Source organism: Pseudonocardia sp. WMMC193, from assembly GCF_021728735.1.
Taxonomy (GTDB): domain Bacteria; phylum Actinomycetota; class Actinomycetes; order Mycobacteriales; family Pseudonocardiaceae; genus Pseudonocardia; species Pseudonocardia oroxyli.
On the sequence record NZ_JAKKDO010000003.1, the window covers coordinates 299644 to 316070 of the forward strand.

The following is a 16427-nucleotide window of genomic DNA, read 5'->3' on the forward strand; positions in this document are numbered from 1 at the left end:
ATCCGGCGCCACCGCTCCCGGCGCCCACACCGCCACCGACGGCAGCGTCGGGATGGGGGACCCGGCCTACGCCACCGGCGTGAACCCCGGCACCCACCGCTGCGCGAGGCCACGCAACCCGACGGTGCAGTCCAGCTGCGCCAGGATGTTCAGCCACCCGGACAGCACCCGCACCACGAGCAGGTGCTCCGGCGGCAGGGCCAACCGGCGCCCGGTCTCCCAGAAGGCCCGGCCCCGCGGGTCGACCATCCGCTCGCCCTGGCGCCGCAGCCACTCGCGGTGCAGGTGGAAGTGCCGGTGGCGCAACGGGTCCGCGAGCGCGCCGACGTAGCGGAGCACCTCGTCGGCGGTCACGCCCGGCCCGGCGAAGCCCTGCGCCTTGAGCTCGAAGAGCATCGCCGCGGCGTCGCCGTCGGCCAGGTGGGTCAGCAGGCGGGCCAGCCCGGGCGGGAACCCGCCGGGCAGCTCGGCCACGGCGCCGAAGTCGATCAGGGCGAGCCGGCCGTCACGCAGCACCAGGACGTTGCCGGGGTGCGGGTCGGCGTGCAGCAGCCCGAACCGGGCGGGGGAGGACACCACCGTCTCGACGATGGCGTGGGCGTACCGGTCGCGGGTCGCCGCGCACCCGCCCGCGCCGAGCACGTCCCGCAGCGGGACGCCGTCCAGCCATTCGCCGACGATCACCGTCGGCGCCGAGGCGACGACCCGCGGCGCGACGAGGTCGCCCTCCAGGCCCGCCGCGAACGTGCGCTGGCGGTCGGCCTCGGCGCGGTAGTCGAGCTCGTCGAGCATCCGGGAGCGGAGCTCGGCGAGGACGGCGCGGGCGTCGAGCGCGGGGGCGAGCAGGGAGAACAGGCCTGCGAAGCGCTGCAGGGTGCGCAGGTCGGCGTCGAGGGCGTCGGCGGCGCCGGGGTACTGGACCTTGACGGCGACCTCCCGCCCGTCGTGCCAGACGGCGCGGTGCACCTGCCCCACGCTCGCCGCCGCGGCCGGGGTGTCGGAGAACTCCCGGAACCGGCGCGGCCAGTCCCGCCCCAGCTGCCCGGCGAGCACCCGGTGCACCTCGCGGGCGGGCATGGTCGGCGCGGAGTCCTGCAGTTTCTCCAGCGCCTCGCGGTACGGCCCGGCGAACCCCGCCGGGATCATCGGCTCGTACACCGAGAGGGCCTGGCCGACCTTCATGGCGCCGCCCTTGAGCCTGCCGAGCACGGCGAAGAGCTGCTCGGCGTTGCGCTCCATGGCCTCCGCCGACACCTCCGCGCGGTCGGCGCCCGCGAGCCGGCGCCCCCACCCGGCCACCGCGCGCCCGGCGAAGGACACGGGCAGGGCGGCGATCGCGGCGGTCCGGGCGGTGGGCCGGGTGGGGATTGCCGTGAGGGTGCTCATGACGGACAAGGGTCGCGGGGAACGGGCGCCGAGACACCCGAGGCACCACGGAGGTCCGGGGTGTGGGTAGCACCCCGGTCAGTCCGGGATCGCCGCCAGCAGCTTCGCCACGGTGTTGCGGTTGCGGGCGGTCGTGGCGACCTTCCAGTTCCTGCGGATCAGCGCGGCGACGTCCGGGGAGTTCGAGATGCCGTCCGGGCACCACTGGTAGACCAGCCGCCCGCGGACCGCGATGCGCCCGGGGTCCAGCTCCTCGACGAGGGCGGGCTCGGGGATGTCGTCGAACAGCCACAGCACGACGGCGCGCGAGCCGTTGTCGGCCTGGTCGGTGAGCGGGTCCCCGTCGGCGGCGGACTGCAGCTCCTCGCGGGTGAGGGCGAGGCAGCGGATCTCGACGCCGTAGCGCCGGGCCAGGGCCCGCTCCACGTCCCCCGCCACGTCGCCGGAGCCGCGCAGCACCGCGTTGCCGCTCTGCAACAGGGTCCTGACCTCGGTGAAGCCGAGTTCCTCCAGCAGCGAACGCAGCTCGGCCATGGGCACCTTCCGGTTGCCCCCGACGTTGACCCCGCGCAGCAGGACCGCATACCCGCGTCGACCGCTCACCGCATCAGGATGCCCCCGAGTCGGTCTCCGGGACGTCCCCCGTGACCCCGCTGTGACGTTCTGACAGGGTGGAACGAGTACTCGACGAACACCCCGTCGTCGCGCGAGCGCGGAAGGAGGCCCGGTGCACCATCTGGACGCCATCACGACGTTCTTCGACGTCGTGTTGCACAGCGTCTGGCTGCTGCCGGTGCTGACCTTCCTCATCGCCCTGGACGGGCCCTTCCCGGTCCTGCCCAGCGAAACCCTGCTCACCGTCGCCGCGGCCGCCGCGTTCGGCACGGGGGACGTGGTCGAGGTGTCCGGCCTGTTCGTGGCCGCCGTCGCCGGGTCGATCCTGGGTGACCTGTTCGTCTACGCGCTCGGCCGCTCCTCCAACCGGGTCCTGCGGGGCGCGGGCACGAAGGAGGACGGGCTCGGCGCCTGGGTCCGGCGGAACCTCTACACCCGGCCGATCGTGGCCTGTGTGGGTGCCCGGCTGGTCCCGGGCGGGCGCCTGGTGAGCACCGCCGCCTGCGGGCGGGTGCGGCTGCCGCTGCGGATGTTCCTGCCCACCACGCTGGTCAGCTCCGCGGTGTGGAGCGTCTACATGCTGCTGGTCGGGGCGATCCTCGGGCCGATCACCAAGGGCAACCCGATCCTGTGCCTGGCCGCGGGCATCCTGATGGCCGGGATCACCGCGGGCGGTTTCGAGATCGCCCGGCGCGTGCGGCGCCGGATCCTGGCCCGCCGCGCCGCGGCCGCCCTGATCGCCGTGTCGGAGGCCACCTCGGACGCGGTGGTCGCTCCCGTCGTCCGCTGATCCCGTCTCACGCTGAGACCCCGCCCGGGCCCGTGCGGCCCGAGACTGGGGGGATGCGCGACGAGGCGTGGACCGGTCAGGTGGGACCCGAGAACGCGGCCTGGTTGGCCACGGAGAGCCGAACGGCCCGGTTGGCACGGGAGTACCGCCCGGTCGACCTGGGCGACGGCAGGATCAGCTACAGCGCCCTCGCGCTCGGCGCCGCCCGCGAGCTGGGTGAGGAGGAGGACGGCTTCTTCACCGACGACGCCGACGGCCTGCGCGTCTGGATCGGGGACGACTCCTTCGAGCTGGAGCTCGACACCTAGAACGAGAGCACTGCTCTTGACTCCGTGCGGTGCGCGCGGTTCACTGTTCTCAACAGAGAGCAGTGCTCACACTAGGAGTCCTCGTGAACGACGCCACCCGATACCTGGTCCCGCAGTCCGCCGACCGTGCCTTCAACGCCACCGTCGCCTGGCTCGCACGGCGCGGCATCAGCATCGCGAACAGCCGGATCCTGGCGGTGCGCGGGCGGAAGTCGGGGGAGTGGCGGACCACGCCGGTCAACCTGATGACCGTCGACGGCGCCCGCTACCTCGTCGCCCCGCGCGGCCACACGCAGTGGGTGCGCAACATCAGGGCCGCGGGCGGTGGTGAGCTGCGGCTGGGGCGCCGGGCCGAGACGATCGACGTCGTCGAGCTGGCGGACGCCGACAAGGCGCCCATCCTGCGCTACTACCTGCGGAAGTGGGGCTGGGAGGTCGGCCGCTTCTTCGAGGGCCTCGACAAGGACGCCACCGACGAGCAGCTCGCCGCGGTCGCGCCGGGCTTCCCGGTGTTCCGTATCGCGTGAGACATCGGCCGGGACATCGGCCGGGACCTGCCGGCCGGAAGCTGTCCGGTACCGGTGGGGGCTCCCCAGTCCACCGGTACCGGTGTCCGGTTCAACGCGGGACTCCGCCCGGAGGTGCGGTGCGATCACCACAAGTCCCACCCGTCACGCCGAACGTGGGACACGGCGCGACGATCGGTAGATGAGTGTGTGAGCAGGCAACAAGGCACGCCGAACGCGCCCGGGCGACCACAGACCGCAGCGGACAGATCGGACGCAACCCCCACCCCGAACGCACGAACGGCACCGTCGGGACACGTCGTGTCCCCACGGTGCCGCTCGGGCGGGAAGGGTGGGTCAGGCGATCTGGCGGTCCGTGGGGTTGATCGGGCGCGGGAGGACCTCCCGGCCGGTCAGGAACTTGTCCACGCCCGCGGCAGCGGAGCGGCCCTCGCTGATCGCCCAGACGATCAGGCTCTGGCCGCGGCCCATGTCGCCCGCCACGAAGACACCCTCGACGCTGGACATGTAGTCCTGGTCGCGCGCCACGTTCCCGCGCGGGTCGAGCTCGACGCCCAGCTCGGCGACCAGACCCTCCTGCTGCGGCCCGACGAAGCCCATCGCCAGCAGGACCAGGTCCGCCGGGATCTCCTGCTCGGTGCCCTCGACGGCCTCGAAGCCGTTGTCCCCGCGCTTGACCTCGACCAGCCGCAGCGCCTTGACCTGGCCGGTGCCGTCGTCGACGAACGCGGTGGTGTTGACCGAGAACAGCCGCTCGCCGCCCTCCTCGTGCGCCGAGGAGACCCGGTAGACCATCGGGTAGGTCGGCCAGGGCATGCCCTCGGTGCGGTGCTCCGGGGGCGTCGGCATGATCTCGAGCTGGGTGACCGACGCGGCGCCGTGACGGTGCGAGGTGCCGAGGCAGTCCGCCCCGGTGTCACCGCCACCGATGATCACGACGTGCTTGTCCTTCGCCGAGATCGGGGGCTCCTCCAGGTCGCCCTCCTGGACCCGGTTGGCCCAGGGCAGGAACTCCATGGCCTGGTAGATGCCCTTGAGGTCCCGGCCCTCGGCGGGCAGGTCGCGCCAGGCCGTGGCCCCGCCCGCGAGCACCACCGCGTCGTAGTCGGAGCGCAGCTGCTCGACGGTCAGGTCGACCCCGACGTCCACCGAGGCGCGGAAGTGCGTGCCCTCGGCGACCATCTGCTCGAGCCTGCGGTCCAGCCGCGACTTCTCCATCTTGAACTCGGGGATGCCGTAGCGCAGCAGGCCGCCGATGCGGTCCGCCCGCTCGAACACGACGACGTCGTGCCCCGCGCGGGTCAGCTGCTGGGCGGCGGCCAGGCCCGCGGGCCCGGAACCGACGACCGCGACCTTCTTGCCGGTCTTGGTCTGCGCCACGACGGGCGTGACCCAACCCTCGTCCCAGGCCCGGTCGATGATCTCGACCTCGACCTGCTTGATGGTCACGGCGTCGTTGTTGATCGCCAGCACGCACGCCGCCTCGCACGGGGCGGGGCACAGCGTCCCGGTGAACTCCGGGAAGTTGTTCGTGGCGTGCAGCCGCTCGATCGCCTCGCGCCAGTCGTGGCGGTAGACCAGGTCGTTCCACTCGGGGATGAGGTTCCCGAGCGGACAGCCCTGGTGACAGAACGGGATGCCGCAGTTCATGCAGCGGCCCGCCTGCTTCTCCACGTGGTCGCGCGGGAAGTCCTCGTACACCTCGCGCCAGTCCATCAGGCGCAGGTCGACCGGGCGCCGCGTCGGGGTCTCCCGCGCGGTGGTCATGAAGCCCTTGGGGTCACCCATGTGCCGCCTCCATGATCGCGACGTTCACGTCCCGACCGTCCTTCTCGGCCTGCTCGCGGGCCTTGAGCACCCGCTTGAAGTCCTTCGGCATGATCTTGCCGAAGCGCTCCACCGCACTGTCCCAGTCGGCGAGCAGGGTGCGGGCGACCGGGGAGTCGGTCTCCGCGTGATGCTTCTCGACGGCCTCGCGCAGGAACTCGCGGTCGGCGTCGTCGAGCGGGTCGATGTCGACCATCTCGGGGTTGACGCGCTTGTCCAGCACGCCGTCGTTCAGGTCGAGCACGTAGGCGGAGCCGCCGGACATGCCCGCCGCGAAGTTGCGGCCGATCTTGCCCAGCACGACCACCTTGCCGCCGGTCATGTACTCGCAGCCGTGGTCGCCCACGCCCTCGACGACGGCGACGGCACCGGAGTTCCGCACGCAGAACCGCTCGCCCACGATGCCGCGGATGAACATCTCGCCGCTCGTGGCCCCGTACAGGATCACGTTGCCGGCGATGATGTTCTCCTCGGCGACGAACGGCGCCCGCGGGTCCGGGCGCAGGATGAGCCTGCCGCCGGAGAGGCCCTTGCCGAAGAAGTCGTTCGTGTCGCCGACCATCCGCAGCGTGATGCCCTTCGGCACGAACGCGCCCAGCGACTGCCCGGCCGAGCCGGTCAGCGTGATGTCGATCGTGTCGTCCGGCAGGCCCTCGGCGCCCCACTTGGTGGTGAGCTCGTAGCCGAGCATAGTGCCGACGGTCCGGTTCACGTTGCGCACCGGCAGGTCCAGGCGGACCTTGTCGCCGTTGCGCAGGGCGCCCTCCGCGAGCTGGATCATGGTGTTGTCCAGCGCCTTGTCCAGGCCGTGGTCCTGGCCGCGGGTGCGGTGGCGGGACGCGCCCTCGGGCAGCTCCGGGGAGTGGAAGATCGGGCGCAGGTCCAGGCCCTGGGTCTTCCAGTGGTGCAGGGCCGCGTCCGTGTCGAGCATCTCGGCGTGGCCGACGGCCTCCTCGAGGGTCCGGAAGCCGAGCTGCGCCAGGTACTCGCGCACCTCCTCGGCGATGAACCGCATGAAGTTGACGACGTACTCGGGCCGCCCGTCGAACTTCTCGCGCAGCACCGGGTTCTGGGTCGCGACGCCGACCGGACAGGTGTCCAGGTGACAGACGCGCATCATGATGCAGCCGCTGACCACCAGGGGAGCGGTCGCGAAACCGAACTCCTCGGCGCCGAGCAGGGCCGCGATGACGACGTCACGCCCCGTCTTGAGCTGCCCGTCCGCCTGCACGACGATCCGGTCGCGCAGGTTGTTGGCCAGCAGCGTCTGCTGGGTCTCGGCCAGGCCGAGCTCCCAGGGGCCGCCCGCGTGCTTGATCGACGACAACGGCGAGGCGCCGGTGCCGCCGTCGTGCCCGGAGATGAGCACGACGTCCGAGTACGCCTTCGCGACACCCGCCGCGACCGTGCCGACGCCGACCTGGCTGACCAGCTTCACGTGGATGCGGGCCCGCGGGTTGGCGTTCTTCAGGTCGTGGATGAGCTGCTTGATGTCCTCGATCGAGTAGATGTCGTGGTGCGGCGGCGGGGAGATCAGCCCCACACCGGGCGTGCTGCCGCGGGTCTTCGCGATCCACGGGTAGACCTTGCCGCCGGGCAGCTGACCGCCCTCGCCGGGCTTGGCGCCCTGGCTGATCTTGATCTGGATGTCGTCCGCGTTGACCAGGTAGTTGCTGGTCACGCCGAAGCGGCCGGACGCCACCTGCTTGATCGCGCTGCGCTTGCTGTCGCCGTTGGGCAGCGGGGTGAACCGCTCCGGGTCCTCGCCGCCCTCGCCGGTGTTGGACTTGCCGCCGAGGCGGTTCATGGCGATGGCCAGGGTCTCGTGCATCTCCTGGCTGATGGAGCCGTAGGAGATCGCGCCCGTGCCGAACCGCTTGACGATCGACTCGACCGGCTCGACCTCCTCGAGCGGCACCGGCGGGCGGACGCCCTCCTTGAAGGAGAACAGCCCGCGCAGCGTCATCAGGCGCTTGGCCTGGTCGTCGACCGCGTTCGTGTACTCCTTGAAGATCTCGTACCGGCCGGAGCGGGTCGAGTGCTGCAGCTTGAAGACGGTCTGCGGGTTGAACAGGTGCAGCTCGCCCTCGCGGCGCCACTGGTACTCGCCGCCCACCGCCAGCGCGCGGTGCGAGGCACGGGTGCCGTCCGCCGGGAAGGCCCGCCTGTGGTGCTTGAGCGCCTCGCCCGCCAGCACGTCGAACCCGACGCCGTCGATCCGGGACGTGGTGCCCGCGAAGCAGGCCTCGACGACCTCCTTCGACAGGCCGACGGCCTCGAAGATCTGGGCGCCGGTGTAGGACGCGACGGTCGAGATGCCCATCTTCGACATCGTCTTCCGCACGCCCTTGCCGAGCGCCTTGACCAGGTTCTTCGCCGCGGTCTTCGCGTCGACGCCGGGGATGTCCCCGCGCTCGGCGAGGTCCTCGACGGTGGCCATGGCCAGGTACGGGTTGACCGCGGAGGCGCCGTAGCCGATGAGCAGCGCGATGTGGTGCACCTCGCGCGCGTCCCCGGACTCGACGATCAGGCCGACCCGGGTGCGGGTCCGCTCGCGCACCAGGTGGTGGTGCACGGCGCCGGTGAGCAGCAGCGACGGGATCGGCGCGTGCTCGGCGTCGATGCCGCGGCTGGACAGCACGATCAGCCGCGCGCCCGCCGAGATCGCGTCCGACACCTCGCCGCGGATCTCCTGCAGGCGGCGCATGAGGCCCTCGCCGCCGTCGGCCGCCTTGAACACGCCCTTGACGGTGTAGCTGGCGAAGCCGGGCATGTCGCCGTCGTCGTTGACGTGGACGATCTTGGCCAGGTCGTCGTTCGCGAGCACCGGGAAGGGCAGCACGATCCGCCTGCAGTTCGCCGGGCCCGCCTCGAGCAGGTTCTCCTCGGGGCCGAGCAGCGACCGCAGCGAGGTGACGAGCTCCTCGCGGATGGCGTCCAGCGGAGGGTTCGTGATCTGCGCGAACAGCTGGATGAAGTAGTCGTAGATCTGCCGCGGCTTCTCCGAGATCGCGGCGATCGGCGCGTCGTTGCCCATCGAGCCGATCGGCTCGGCGCCCGTCGACGCCATCGGCTTGAGGAGGATGTTGAGCTCCTCCTCGGTGTAGCCGAAGGTCTGCTGGCGCAGGGTCAGCTCGACGTGCGAGGGCGTCTCGCGCTGGCGCTCGGGGAGGTCCTCGAGGGTGATCCGGCCGGCGTGCAGCCACTCCTCGTAGGGCAGCGCCTCGGCCAGCTCGGTCTTGATCTCCTCGTCCGCGACCAGCTTCCCGGCCTCGGTGTCGACCAGGAACATGCGGCCCGGCTCGAGCCTGCCCTTGCGCACGATGCGGTCGGGCTCGACGTCCAGCACGCCGACCTCCGACGCCAGCACGACCAGGCCCTCGTCGGTGACCCAGTAGCGGGCCGGGCGCAGGCCGTTGCGGTCGAGGACCGCGCCGATCTGGGTGCCGTCGGTGAACGCGACGAGCGCGGGCCCGTCCCACGGCTCCATCAGGTTGGAGTGGAACTCGTAGAAGGCGCGGCGCTTGGCGTCCATCTCGGCGTGGTTCTCCCACGCCTCGGGGATCATCATCAGCACGGCGTGCGGCAGCGACCGCCCGGACAGGTGCAGCAGCTCCAGCACCTCGTCGAAGGTGGCGGAGTCGCTCGCGTCCGGCGTGACGATCGGGACCAGCCGGTCCAGGTTGCCGGGCAGCTTCGAGGACGCCAGCAGCGCCTCGCGCGCCTTCATCCAGTTGCGGTTGCCGCGCAGGGTGTTGATCTCACCGTTGTGCGCGACGTACCGGTAGGGGTGCGCCAGCGGCCACGCCGGGAAGGTGTTCGTGGAGAACCGCGAGTGCACGACGGCCAGGGCGCTCGTCACGCGCTGGTCCGACAGGTCGGGGTAGAACGCCTCGACCTGGGGCTCGGCGAGCATGCCCTTGTAGACGACCGTCCGCGGGGACAGGCTCGGGAAGTAGGTGCCCGTCTCGTGCTCGGCGCGCTTGCGCAGGCAGAACGTGCGCCGCTCCAGCTCGATGCCGGTGGGCGGCGGCTTCACGATGCCGGTCTCGATGCCGGCCACGAACAGCTGCCGGAAGCTCGGCATGGCGGCGAGCGCGGTCGGGCCGAGGTCGGCCTTCACCGGGTCGGTGGGCAGGTCGCGCCAGCCCAGCACGCGCAGGTTCTCCTCCGCGGCGAGCACGTTGATCCGCTCGACGGCCTCGGCCGCCTTCGCCTCGTCCCGGGGGAGGAACGCGATACCGGTCGCGTAGGCCCCGGCCGCGGGCAGGTCGAAGTCCACGACCTCCCGGTAGAAGGCGTCCGGGATCTGGATCAGGATGCCCGCACCGTCGCCGGTGTTCTCCTCGGCGCCGCGGGCGCCGCGGTGCTCCAGGCGCAACAACGCCGTGAGCGCCTTCTCGACGATCCCGTGGTCACGGCGACCCTGCAGGTCGGCGACCATGGCGACACCGCACGCGTCGTGCTCCTGGTCGGGCGCGTACAGCCCGCCGGGTGCCGGTGCCTGCGGTGTGGGTCCGGGGCGGTTGCTCGTCGCAGCCAACAGCTCCTCCTGTCGTCTCGGTGCGCACCCCGACTTCGCATCGGGACGACGTGAACCGTGGGGGTTCCAGGTCCACAGGGGGGTCCAGACTACAGCGATGCTCCGTCGGAACCTGGTCACTGGTCCGATCGGGTCAACGCTTTCGCGGTCGCGCCTTGTCGTCTTCGTGGTGGTGCGGGCGCACAGTTCTCGGCCGGTACCCGTGGGCGGGGCCGGCCGGCGGCTTGCTCGTCGTGCTCGTCAGGCGCGCAGCACGCGGCATCGGGTGCCCACTCGCCGCGCAAAGAGTGACATGCGACGACCGCATTTCGCCAGGGATAGCCGCGATCAGCGGTGTGAGCTGGGACGAAAGCGGCCCTTCGAGATCGCCGTCACGTCCGTTCGGGCAGGTCGGAGGCACCCGGTCGGACGCAGGCCGCTCCCTCGACGTGATCGAGCGCACCCACGACCCCACCCGAGGTTGAGGTGCCGGAGGGGGCCCGGAGTACCGCCGGGCGGGTGACGGGCGGAGGATGCGGGCATGGTCGGCGTGACGGGATCGGTGGCGGCGGTGCTCGCGGAGGTCGGCCGGTTCGGCCCCTTCTTCACGGTGTCCACCGACCCCGCCGAGGAGGTCGACCCGACCTGGCGGCCGCTGCGCTCCCTGCCGGAGGCCGTCGACGCCCGCATCGCGCACGTGGAGCGCGTGCTGTCCGAGCAGGCGGGGTCGCCGGTGGAGCACCGGGTGGCCGCGTCGATCGCCGTGCAGGGTTTCGCCGCGCGGCTGGTCTCGGCGCCGATCGCCGCCGTCGCGCTGACGGGGACGCTGCCCGCGCTGAGCCCGGACTCCCTGTTCTGGCGGATCTCGGTGACCGGCCCGTGGCCGCTCTGGACGGACACCGACGGGTTCCGCGACCCGGGCGAGCTGCCCGCCCTGGTCGCGGAGGAGATGGCGGAACCCCTCGTCGCGGCGGCCGCCGGACGGGTGTCGGCGAAGCTGCTGTGGGGCAACGTCGCCTCGTCGGTCGCCGGCGCGAAGCGGGTGCTGGCCGACCCGCGCGCCACGGCGGTGGTCGAGCAGGTCCTGGCCCACCCGCTGCTGGCGGCGGCGGGCGAGCGGCGCCCGCCCGTCGGGCCCGACCTCGACTGGACCTTCCGGCGCCGCTCCTGCTGCCTCTACTACCGCCTGCCCGCGGGCGGGAAGTGCAGCGACTGCGCCCTGACCTGAGCCCACCCGCTCACAGGAGGATGTCGGCCACCGTCACCGTGACCGTCGCGACCAGGCCGGTCTCCCGCCGGAGCCGCTCCGCCACCGCGCGCTGCACCGCGACGCACAGGTCCCGGGGGTTGTGGCCCAGGGTCGTCACCACCGTCAGGACGACCTCGGCGCGGCCCTCCCGCACCGCCGCCGTCGCCCCGCGGACGGGCTCGGCGCCGACCAGGCCCAGGAGGGCCTGGCTCAGGTCCGGGCGCAGGGACTCGACGCCGGGCACCTCGGCCGCCACGGCCGCGGCGATCCGGGCGACCGCCGTGTCCCCGAAGATCACGCGTCCCACGGGTCCTCCTCCCAGAGGTCGACGACGGTGATGTCCACCCGGCCCACCGGCAGGCCGAGGGTCTGCTCGGCCGCCGCGACGACCATCTGCCGCACCCGCGCCGTCACGCTCGCCAGGTCCACCCCGAACCGCGCGGTCACGGTCATCGTCACACCGGTCGTCCCCACCCGGCAGCTGCGCGCCCGCACCCCCTCCATCCCGTCCACCAGGTGCCGCAGCACCCGGGCGGCGGCGGGTCGGGCGAGCCGGGCCGGTCCCTCGGGGGAGTCGAGGGGGATCAGGTCCTGCGGGCGCAGCTCGGCGGCCACCAGGTCCCGCACGCTGCCCAGCACGGCCTCGAGCACCGTGGGTGGGGGAGCGGGCCGCTGCGCGGCGAACCGGTGCACGACGCCGTCGAGGCCGAGGGCGTCCGCCGCCGCGGCCCGACAGTGCGGGCAGGTCCGTTCGTGCTCCTCGAGGGTGCCCGCGACGGCGTCGTCCCAGACCTGCGCCGCGTCCCGGCCGCAGGCCAGGGGCTCGATCGGCTCCGGATCTATCGCCATGCGCGCAGCACTCCCGCCAACGTCGTCCGTGCCCGATGGATCCGACCGCGCACCGCCGTCTCCGACGCCCCGGTGATCTGCGCGATCTCGGCGTAACCCAGGCCCTCCAGCTCGCGCAGCACGAAGCAGGCGCGCTGGTCGTCCGGCAGGGTGCGCAGCGCGGCGCCGACCGCCGCGAGCCCGGCGTCGAGCTCGGCGGCGTGCTCGGTGGTGTCCGGCGCCGCGGGCTCCTCCACCGCGTCCAGGCCCACCGTCGCCCGGCGGGCGCGCAGCAGGTCCAGGCAGCGGTTGGTCACGATCCGGTAGGCCCAGGTGCTGAACGCGGAGTCGCCGCGGAAGCGGTCCAGCCGCCGCCAGGCGTCGAGCAGGGCCTCCTGCAGGGCGTCCTCGGCGTCCGCGGTGTTGCCCAGCAGGCGCAGCGCCACGCGGTACAGCGCGGCCTGGTGGCGCTCCGCGAGCTGGGCGAACGCCCCCACGTCGCCCTCCCGGGCCCGGACGACCAGCGTCGTGTCGTCGAGGTCCGGCCGCGATGTGTACCGGTCGGAGACCGGGGTACCCCGTCCCACGAGTCGAACGGTAGTGGGTCGGAACCACCGTCCGCCCGCCGACACGGGAGGTCAGCGATGAGCACGTCGGACAAGTTCGAGAACAAGGCCGATGAGCTGAAGGGCAAGGCGAAGGAGGCCGCCGGCAAGGCCACCGACGACGAGCAGCTCGAGGCCGAGGGCCGCACCGACCAGGTGGGCGCGAACCTCAAGCAGGCGGGCGAGAAGATCAAGGACGTCTTCAAGAGCTGAGCCCCACCCCTCGTTCGGCGGACGGCGGCACCCCTCGCGGGTGCCGCCGTCCGCTACGTTCGCGGCGTGGAGCCCCAGCAGGTCGCGGACGCCGTCCTCGCCCACCCCGCCGTCGTCCGGCTCGACGGTGGACCGTTCGGCACGGTGGCGTCCTACCTGCCCGGACACCGCGTGGTCGGGGTCCGGCTCGGGGTGGCGCCGGAGCCGGTCGAGGTGGCCGTGGTGCTGCGCTGGCCGTCGGCCGCGCCGCTGACCGAGGTGGCCGCGCAGATCGTCGACGTGGTGCGCGCCGTGGTGGGGGAGCGTGAGGTGGAGGTCACCGTCGCCGACACCGAGCGCGACACCGGTCGCGGGTGAGACCGGCCGAAACCGGTTCGCCGCCTCTCGCCTAGACTCGCCCGGACACGTGCCCGGAACCCGTTCCCGCACGACCTGAGCGGGTCGATGCCGTGGGCACCAGAAGCGAAGCAGCAGTCCGAGGAGTCCCACCGTGAAGAGCACCGTCGAGCACATCGGCCCGACACGCGTCAAGCTCACAGTCGAGGTGCCGTTCGACGAGCTCAAGCCCGAGTTCGACCGCGCCTACAAGCGGATCGCGCAGCAGGTCAACATCCCCGGTTTCCGCAAGGGCAAGGCCCCGGCCCGGATCCTCGACGCGCGGCTGGGCCGCGGTGTCGTGCTGGACGAGGTGCTGAACGCCGCGGTCCCGGCCAAGTACAGCGAGGCCGTGTCGGCCGCCGAGGACGTCAAGCCCATCGGCCAGCCGAACATCGAGGTCACCGAGCTCGCCGACGGCGACAAGGTCGCGTTCACCGCCGAGGTGGACGTCCGGCCCGAGATCACCCTCCCCGAGCTCGACGGCATCACCGTGACCGTCGACGACGTCGAGGTCACCGACGAGCAGGTCACCGAGCAGCTCGACCAGCTGCGCGCCCGGTTCGGCACGCTGACCGGCGTCGACCGCCCCGCCGCCGCGGACGACTTCGTCCAGATCGACCTGTCGGCCACCGTGGACGGCAAGGAGGTCGAGGAGGCCCAGACCACCGGGTTCAGCTACCAGGTGGGCCAGGGCGGCCTGATCGAGGGCATCGACGAGGCCATCACCGGGCTCTCCGCGGGCGAGGAGGCCACCTTCACCTCGAAGCTCGTCGCGGGCGAGTACGCGGACAAGGACGCCGAGGTGACCGTCAAGGTCACCGCCGTCAAGGAGCGCCAGCTCCCGGACGCGGACGACGAGTTCGCCCAGCTCGCGTCGGAGTTCGACACCCTCGAGGAGCTGACCGCGGACCTCACCGAGCGCCTCGGCCGGGTCCGCCGCATGGAGCAGGTCACGCAGGCCCGCGACAAGGTGCTCGACGAGATCGTCGAGGCCGTCGAGGTCCCGCTGCCCGAGTCGATCGTCGAGGCGGAGATCGAGTCCCGCCACCACGACGCGGTGCACGCCTTCGACCACAGCGACGAGAAGTTCAACGAGTACCTCGAGTCGCAGGGCAAGACCCGCGAGGAGTTCGACACCGAGACCAAGGAGGAGGCCGAGAAGTCGGTCAAGACCCGGCTCGTGCTCGACGCCCTCGCGGACGCCGAGGAGGTCTCCGTCGGCGACCAGGAGCTCACCGAGCGGATCGTCTACCAGGCCCAGCAGTACGGCATGGCGCCGGAGGAGTTCGTCCAGCGCATCCAGCAGGCGGGCCAGCTCGGCTCCATCTACCAGGACGTCCGGCGCAGCAAGGCGCTGATCGTCGCGGTGCGCGCGGCCACGGTGACCGACGAGGCGGGCGAGCCCGTCGACCTGTCCGACCTCCTGGGTGAGGACGACTCGGCGGAGACCCCGGAGGACGGCGCCGTCGTCGAGGGCACGGTCGAGGGCACGGTGGAGGGCACGGTCGAGGAGACCGCCGCGGAGCCGGCCGACGAGACCGTCGAGCCCGCCCCCGCCAAGTCCTGATCACATCCCGCTGACCTGCACGGACGGGTGGTCGCTGCGCTGTCGGCGAACACGCCGTCCGTTGCGGGTCCTCCGACCCCGCGTCCGCGTAGGGTCGGGTCCAGACCCCGAGTCAACCAATGCGAAGGCAGGGTGAAGTGACCCAGCAGGACACCGGCCCGCGGTCCACCGCGGACCGTCTCGTGGAGGACCGCCGGGCGCTGCAGATGCGCTCGGGCCCCTCGAGCATGACGCTGTCGGACTCGGTCTACGAGCGGCTGCTCCAGCAGCGCATCGTGGTGCTCGGCCAGCAGGTGGACGACGAGATCGCCAACCGGATCGCCGCGCAGATGCTGCTGCTCGCCGCGGAGGACGCCGAGGCGGACATCTCGCTGTACATCAACTCGCCCGGTGGCTCCGTCACCGCGGGCATGGCCATCTTCGACACGATGGAGTTCATCCCCTGCGACGTGTCGACCACGGCCATGGGCCTGGCCGCGTCGATGGGGCAGTTCCTCCTGTCGGCGGGCACGCCCGGCAAGCGGTACGCGCTGCCGCACACGCAGATCCTCATGCACCAGCCGTCGGCGGGTGTCGGCGGTTCGGAGTCGGACATCCGCATCCAGGCGGAGCTGTTCCGGCGCCACAAGGAGGAGATGGCGGCCCTGATCGCCGGGCACACCGGCCAGACCGTCGAGAAGATCACCCAGGACTTCGACCGTGACCGGTGGTTCTCCGCGCAGGAGGCCCTGGAGTACGGCTTCGTCGACCACGTCGTGTCGCGGGCGGGCGACCTCCCGCACCCGAGTGAGAACGGGAGCTCGTGATGAGTGGTTTCCAGATGCCGGGTGGGCGAGCCCACGAGGGAGCCCAGTCGCGCTACGTGCTGCCGTCCTTCGTGGAGCGCACCTCGTACGGGGTCAAGGAGTCGAACCCGTACAACAAGCTGTTCGAGGAGCGCATCATCTTCCTCGGCGTGCAGATCGACGACGCGTCGGCGAACGACGTGATGGCGCAGCTGCTGTGCCTCGAGTCGGCGGACCCGGACCGCGAGATCTCGATGTACATCAACTCGCCCGGCGGCTCGTTCACGTCGCTGATGGCGATCTACGACACCATGCAGTTCATCCGTCCCGACATCCAGACCGTCTGCCTCGGGCAGGCGGCGTCGGCCGCGGCGGTGCTGCTCGCCGCGGGTACGCCCGGGCGTCGGCTCGCGGTGCAGAACGCGCGGATCCTGATCCACCAGCCCGCCACCGAGGGCTTCTACGGCCAGGTGTCCGACCTGGAGATCCAGGCCGCGGAGATCACCCGTATGCGCAAGCTGCTGGAGAGCACCCTCGCCTCGCACTCCGGGCGCACGCCCGAGCAGGTGCACGAGGACATCGAGCGGGACCGGATCCTCACGGCCACCGAGGCCAAGGAGTACGGGATCGTGGACGAGATCATCCAGAGCCGGAAGCTGTCCGCAGTCGGCTGATCACCCTCCGGTGGTCGGGCCTCGCCCGACCACCGGCGGAGCTCTTGCAAGGCGCACCGATAACGACCGTCTGCCGACGGGATTCGCGACAGGACCTTCGATCCGTCGCGGGGCCCGGTCTCGGCAGGTACCGTCTGTGACGACGTGGGCTCG

16 protein-coding genes are annotated in these 16427 nt (G+C 72.0%); 9 read left to right on the forward strand and 7 right to left on the reverse strand.

The features are described from left to right. Window positions 1–66: 66 nt before the first annotated feature. Together L3X23_RS02730 and L3X23_RS02735 are read right to left on the reverse strand one after the other, a co-directional pair. Window positions 67–1386, reverse strand: coding sequence for an AarF/ABC1/UbiB kinase family protein (locus L3X23_RS02730; protein WP_237190530.1), 1320 nt, complete (start codon window positions 1384–1386; stop codon window positions 67–69). Window positions 1387–1464: 78 nt separating this feature from the next. Further along, on the reverse strand, window positions 1465–1989 hold the full coding sequence (locus L3X23_RS02735; RefSeq protein ID WP_237190531.1) for a DUF1697 domain-containing protein: 525 nt from the start codon (window positions 1987–1989) through the stop codon (window positions 1465–1467). A 124-nt stretch (window positions 1990–2113) separates the two neighbouring features. Between L3X23_RS02735 and L3X23_RS02740 the strand changes: the two genes are divergently transcribed. The 3 genes from L3X23_RS02740 (at window position 2114) to L3X23_RS02750 (ending at window position 3626) form a co-directional block, all read left to right on the forward strand. Further along, entirely contained in the window at window positions 2114–2791 is a 678-nt protein-coding gene (locus tag L3X23_RS02740) for a DedA family protein (RefSeq protein WP_237190532.1), read from the forward strand. Window positions 2792–2844: 53 nt separating this feature from the next. Continuing rightward, window positions 2845–3099 carry a hypothetical protein gene (locus L3X23_RS02745; protein ID WP_093087593.1) on the forward strand — a complete coding sequence of 85 codons (255 nt, stop codon included), beginning with the start codon at window positions 2845–2847 and terminating at the stop codon, window positions 3097–3099. Between the two features lie 83 nt (window positions 3100–3182). Further along, entirely contained in the window at window positions 3183–3626 is a 444-nt protein-coding gene (locus tag L3X23_RS02750) for a nitroreductase family deazaflavin-dependent oxidoreductase (RefSeq protein WP_237190533.1), read from the forward strand. A gap of 336 nt (window positions 3627–3962) precedes the next feature. On the opposite strand, the gene L3X23_RS02755 is transcribed toward L3X23_RS02750, so the two are convergent. Together L3X23_RS02755 and gltB are read right to left on the reverse strand one after the other, a co-directional pair. Continuing rightward, window positions 3963–5414, reverse strand: a complete 1452-nt coding sequence (locus L3X23_RS02755; protein WP_237190534.1) for a glutamate synthase subunit beta — start codon at window positions 5412–5414, stop codon at window positions 3963–3965. Further along, window positions 5407–9996 carry a glutamate synthase large subunit gene (gene gltB / locus L3X23_RS02760; RefSeq protein WP_237190535.1) on the reverse strand — a complete coding sequence of 1530 codons (4590 nt, stop codon included), beginning with the start codon at window positions 9994–9996 and terminating at the stop codon, window positions 5407–5409. The genes L3X23_RS02755 and gltB overlap by 8 nt, the downstream gene beginning before the upstream one ends. 520 nt (window positions 9997–10516) lie before the next feature. Between gltB and L3X23_RS02765 the strand changes: the two genes are divergently transcribed. Next, complete coding sequence (locus L3X23_RS02765; protein WP_237190536.1) at window positions 10517–11203, forward strand: (2Fe-2S)-binding protein; 687 nt, start codon at window positions 10517–10519, stop codon at window positions 11201–11203. 10 nt (window positions 11204–11213) lie between these two features. On the opposite strand, the gene L3X23_RS02770 is transcribed toward L3X23_RS02765, so the two are convergent. The 3 genes from L3X23_RS02770 to L3X23_RS02780 are packed head-to-tail and all read right to left on the reverse strand — an operon-like array spanning window position 11214 to window position 12639. Next, window positions 11214–11531 carry an Asp23/Gls24 family envelope stress response protein gene (locus tag L3X23_RS02770; RefSeq protein ID WP_237190537.1) on the reverse strand — a complete coding sequence of 106 codons (318 nt, stop codon included), beginning with the start codon at window positions 11529–11531 and terminating at the stop codon, window positions 11214–11216. Beyond that, complete coding sequence (locus tag L3X23_RS02775) at window positions 11519–12073, reverse strand: Asp23/Gls24 family envelope stress response protein (protein WP_237190538.1); 555 nt, start codon at window positions 12071–12073, stop codon at window positions 11519–11521. Before L3X23_RS02775 ends, L3X23_RS02770 begins: the two co-directional genes overlap by 13 nt. Beyond that, window positions 12064–12639 (reverse strand): RNA polymerase sigma factor, encoded by a 576-nt coding sequence (locus L3X23_RS02780; RefSeq protein ID WP_237190539.1) that lies wholly within the window; start codon window positions 12637–12639, stop codon window positions 12064–12066. Before L3X23_RS02780 ends, L3X23_RS02775 begins: the two co-directional genes overlap by 10 nt. 57 nt (window positions 12640–12696) lie before the next feature. Here L3X23_RS02780 and L3X23_RS02785 point away from each other — a divergent pair, with 57 nt between their 5' ends. The 5 genes from L3X23_RS02785 to L3X23_RS02805 all read left to right on the forward strand — a co-directional run bounded on the left by L3X23_RS02785 (window position 12697) and on the right by L3X23_RS02805 (window position 16274). Then, a complete protein-coding gene (locus L3X23_RS02785; RefSeq protein ID WP_237190540.1) occupies window positions 12697–12870 on the forward strand; it encodes a CsbD family protein in 174 nt (57 codons plus the stop codon). A 66-nt stretch (window positions 12871–12936) separates the two neighbouring features. After that, window positions 12937–13227, forward strand: a complete 291-nt coding sequence (locus L3X23_RS02790; RefSeq protein WP_237190541.1) for a hypothetical protein — start codon at window positions 12937–12939, stop codon at window positions 13225–13227. Between the two features lie 133 nt (window positions 13228–13360). Beyond that, the gene (gene tig / locus L3X23_RS02795; protein ID WP_237190542.1) at window positions 13361–14815 is read left to right on the forward strand and encodes a trigger factor; all 1455 of its coding nucleotides are present in this window, start codon (window positions 13361–13363) and stop codon (window positions 14813–14815) included. A 206-nt stretch (window positions 14816–15021) separates the two neighbouring features. Further along, window positions 15022–15621: a ClpP family protease gene (locus L3X23_RS02800; protein ID WP_237197917.1), complete on the forward strand. Its 600-nt coding sequence runs from the start codon at window positions 15022–15024 to the stop codon at window positions 15619–15621. After that, window positions 15621–16274, forward strand: a complete 654-nt coding sequence (locus tag L3X23_RS02805; RefSeq protein WP_305080924.1) for an ATP-dependent Clp protease proteolytic subunit — start codon at window positions 15621–15623, stop codon at window positions 16272–16274. The genes L3X23_RS02800 and L3X23_RS02805 overlap by 1 nt, the downstream gene beginning before the upstream one ends. The last annotated feature ends 153 nt before the right edge of the window (window positions 16275–16427 follow it).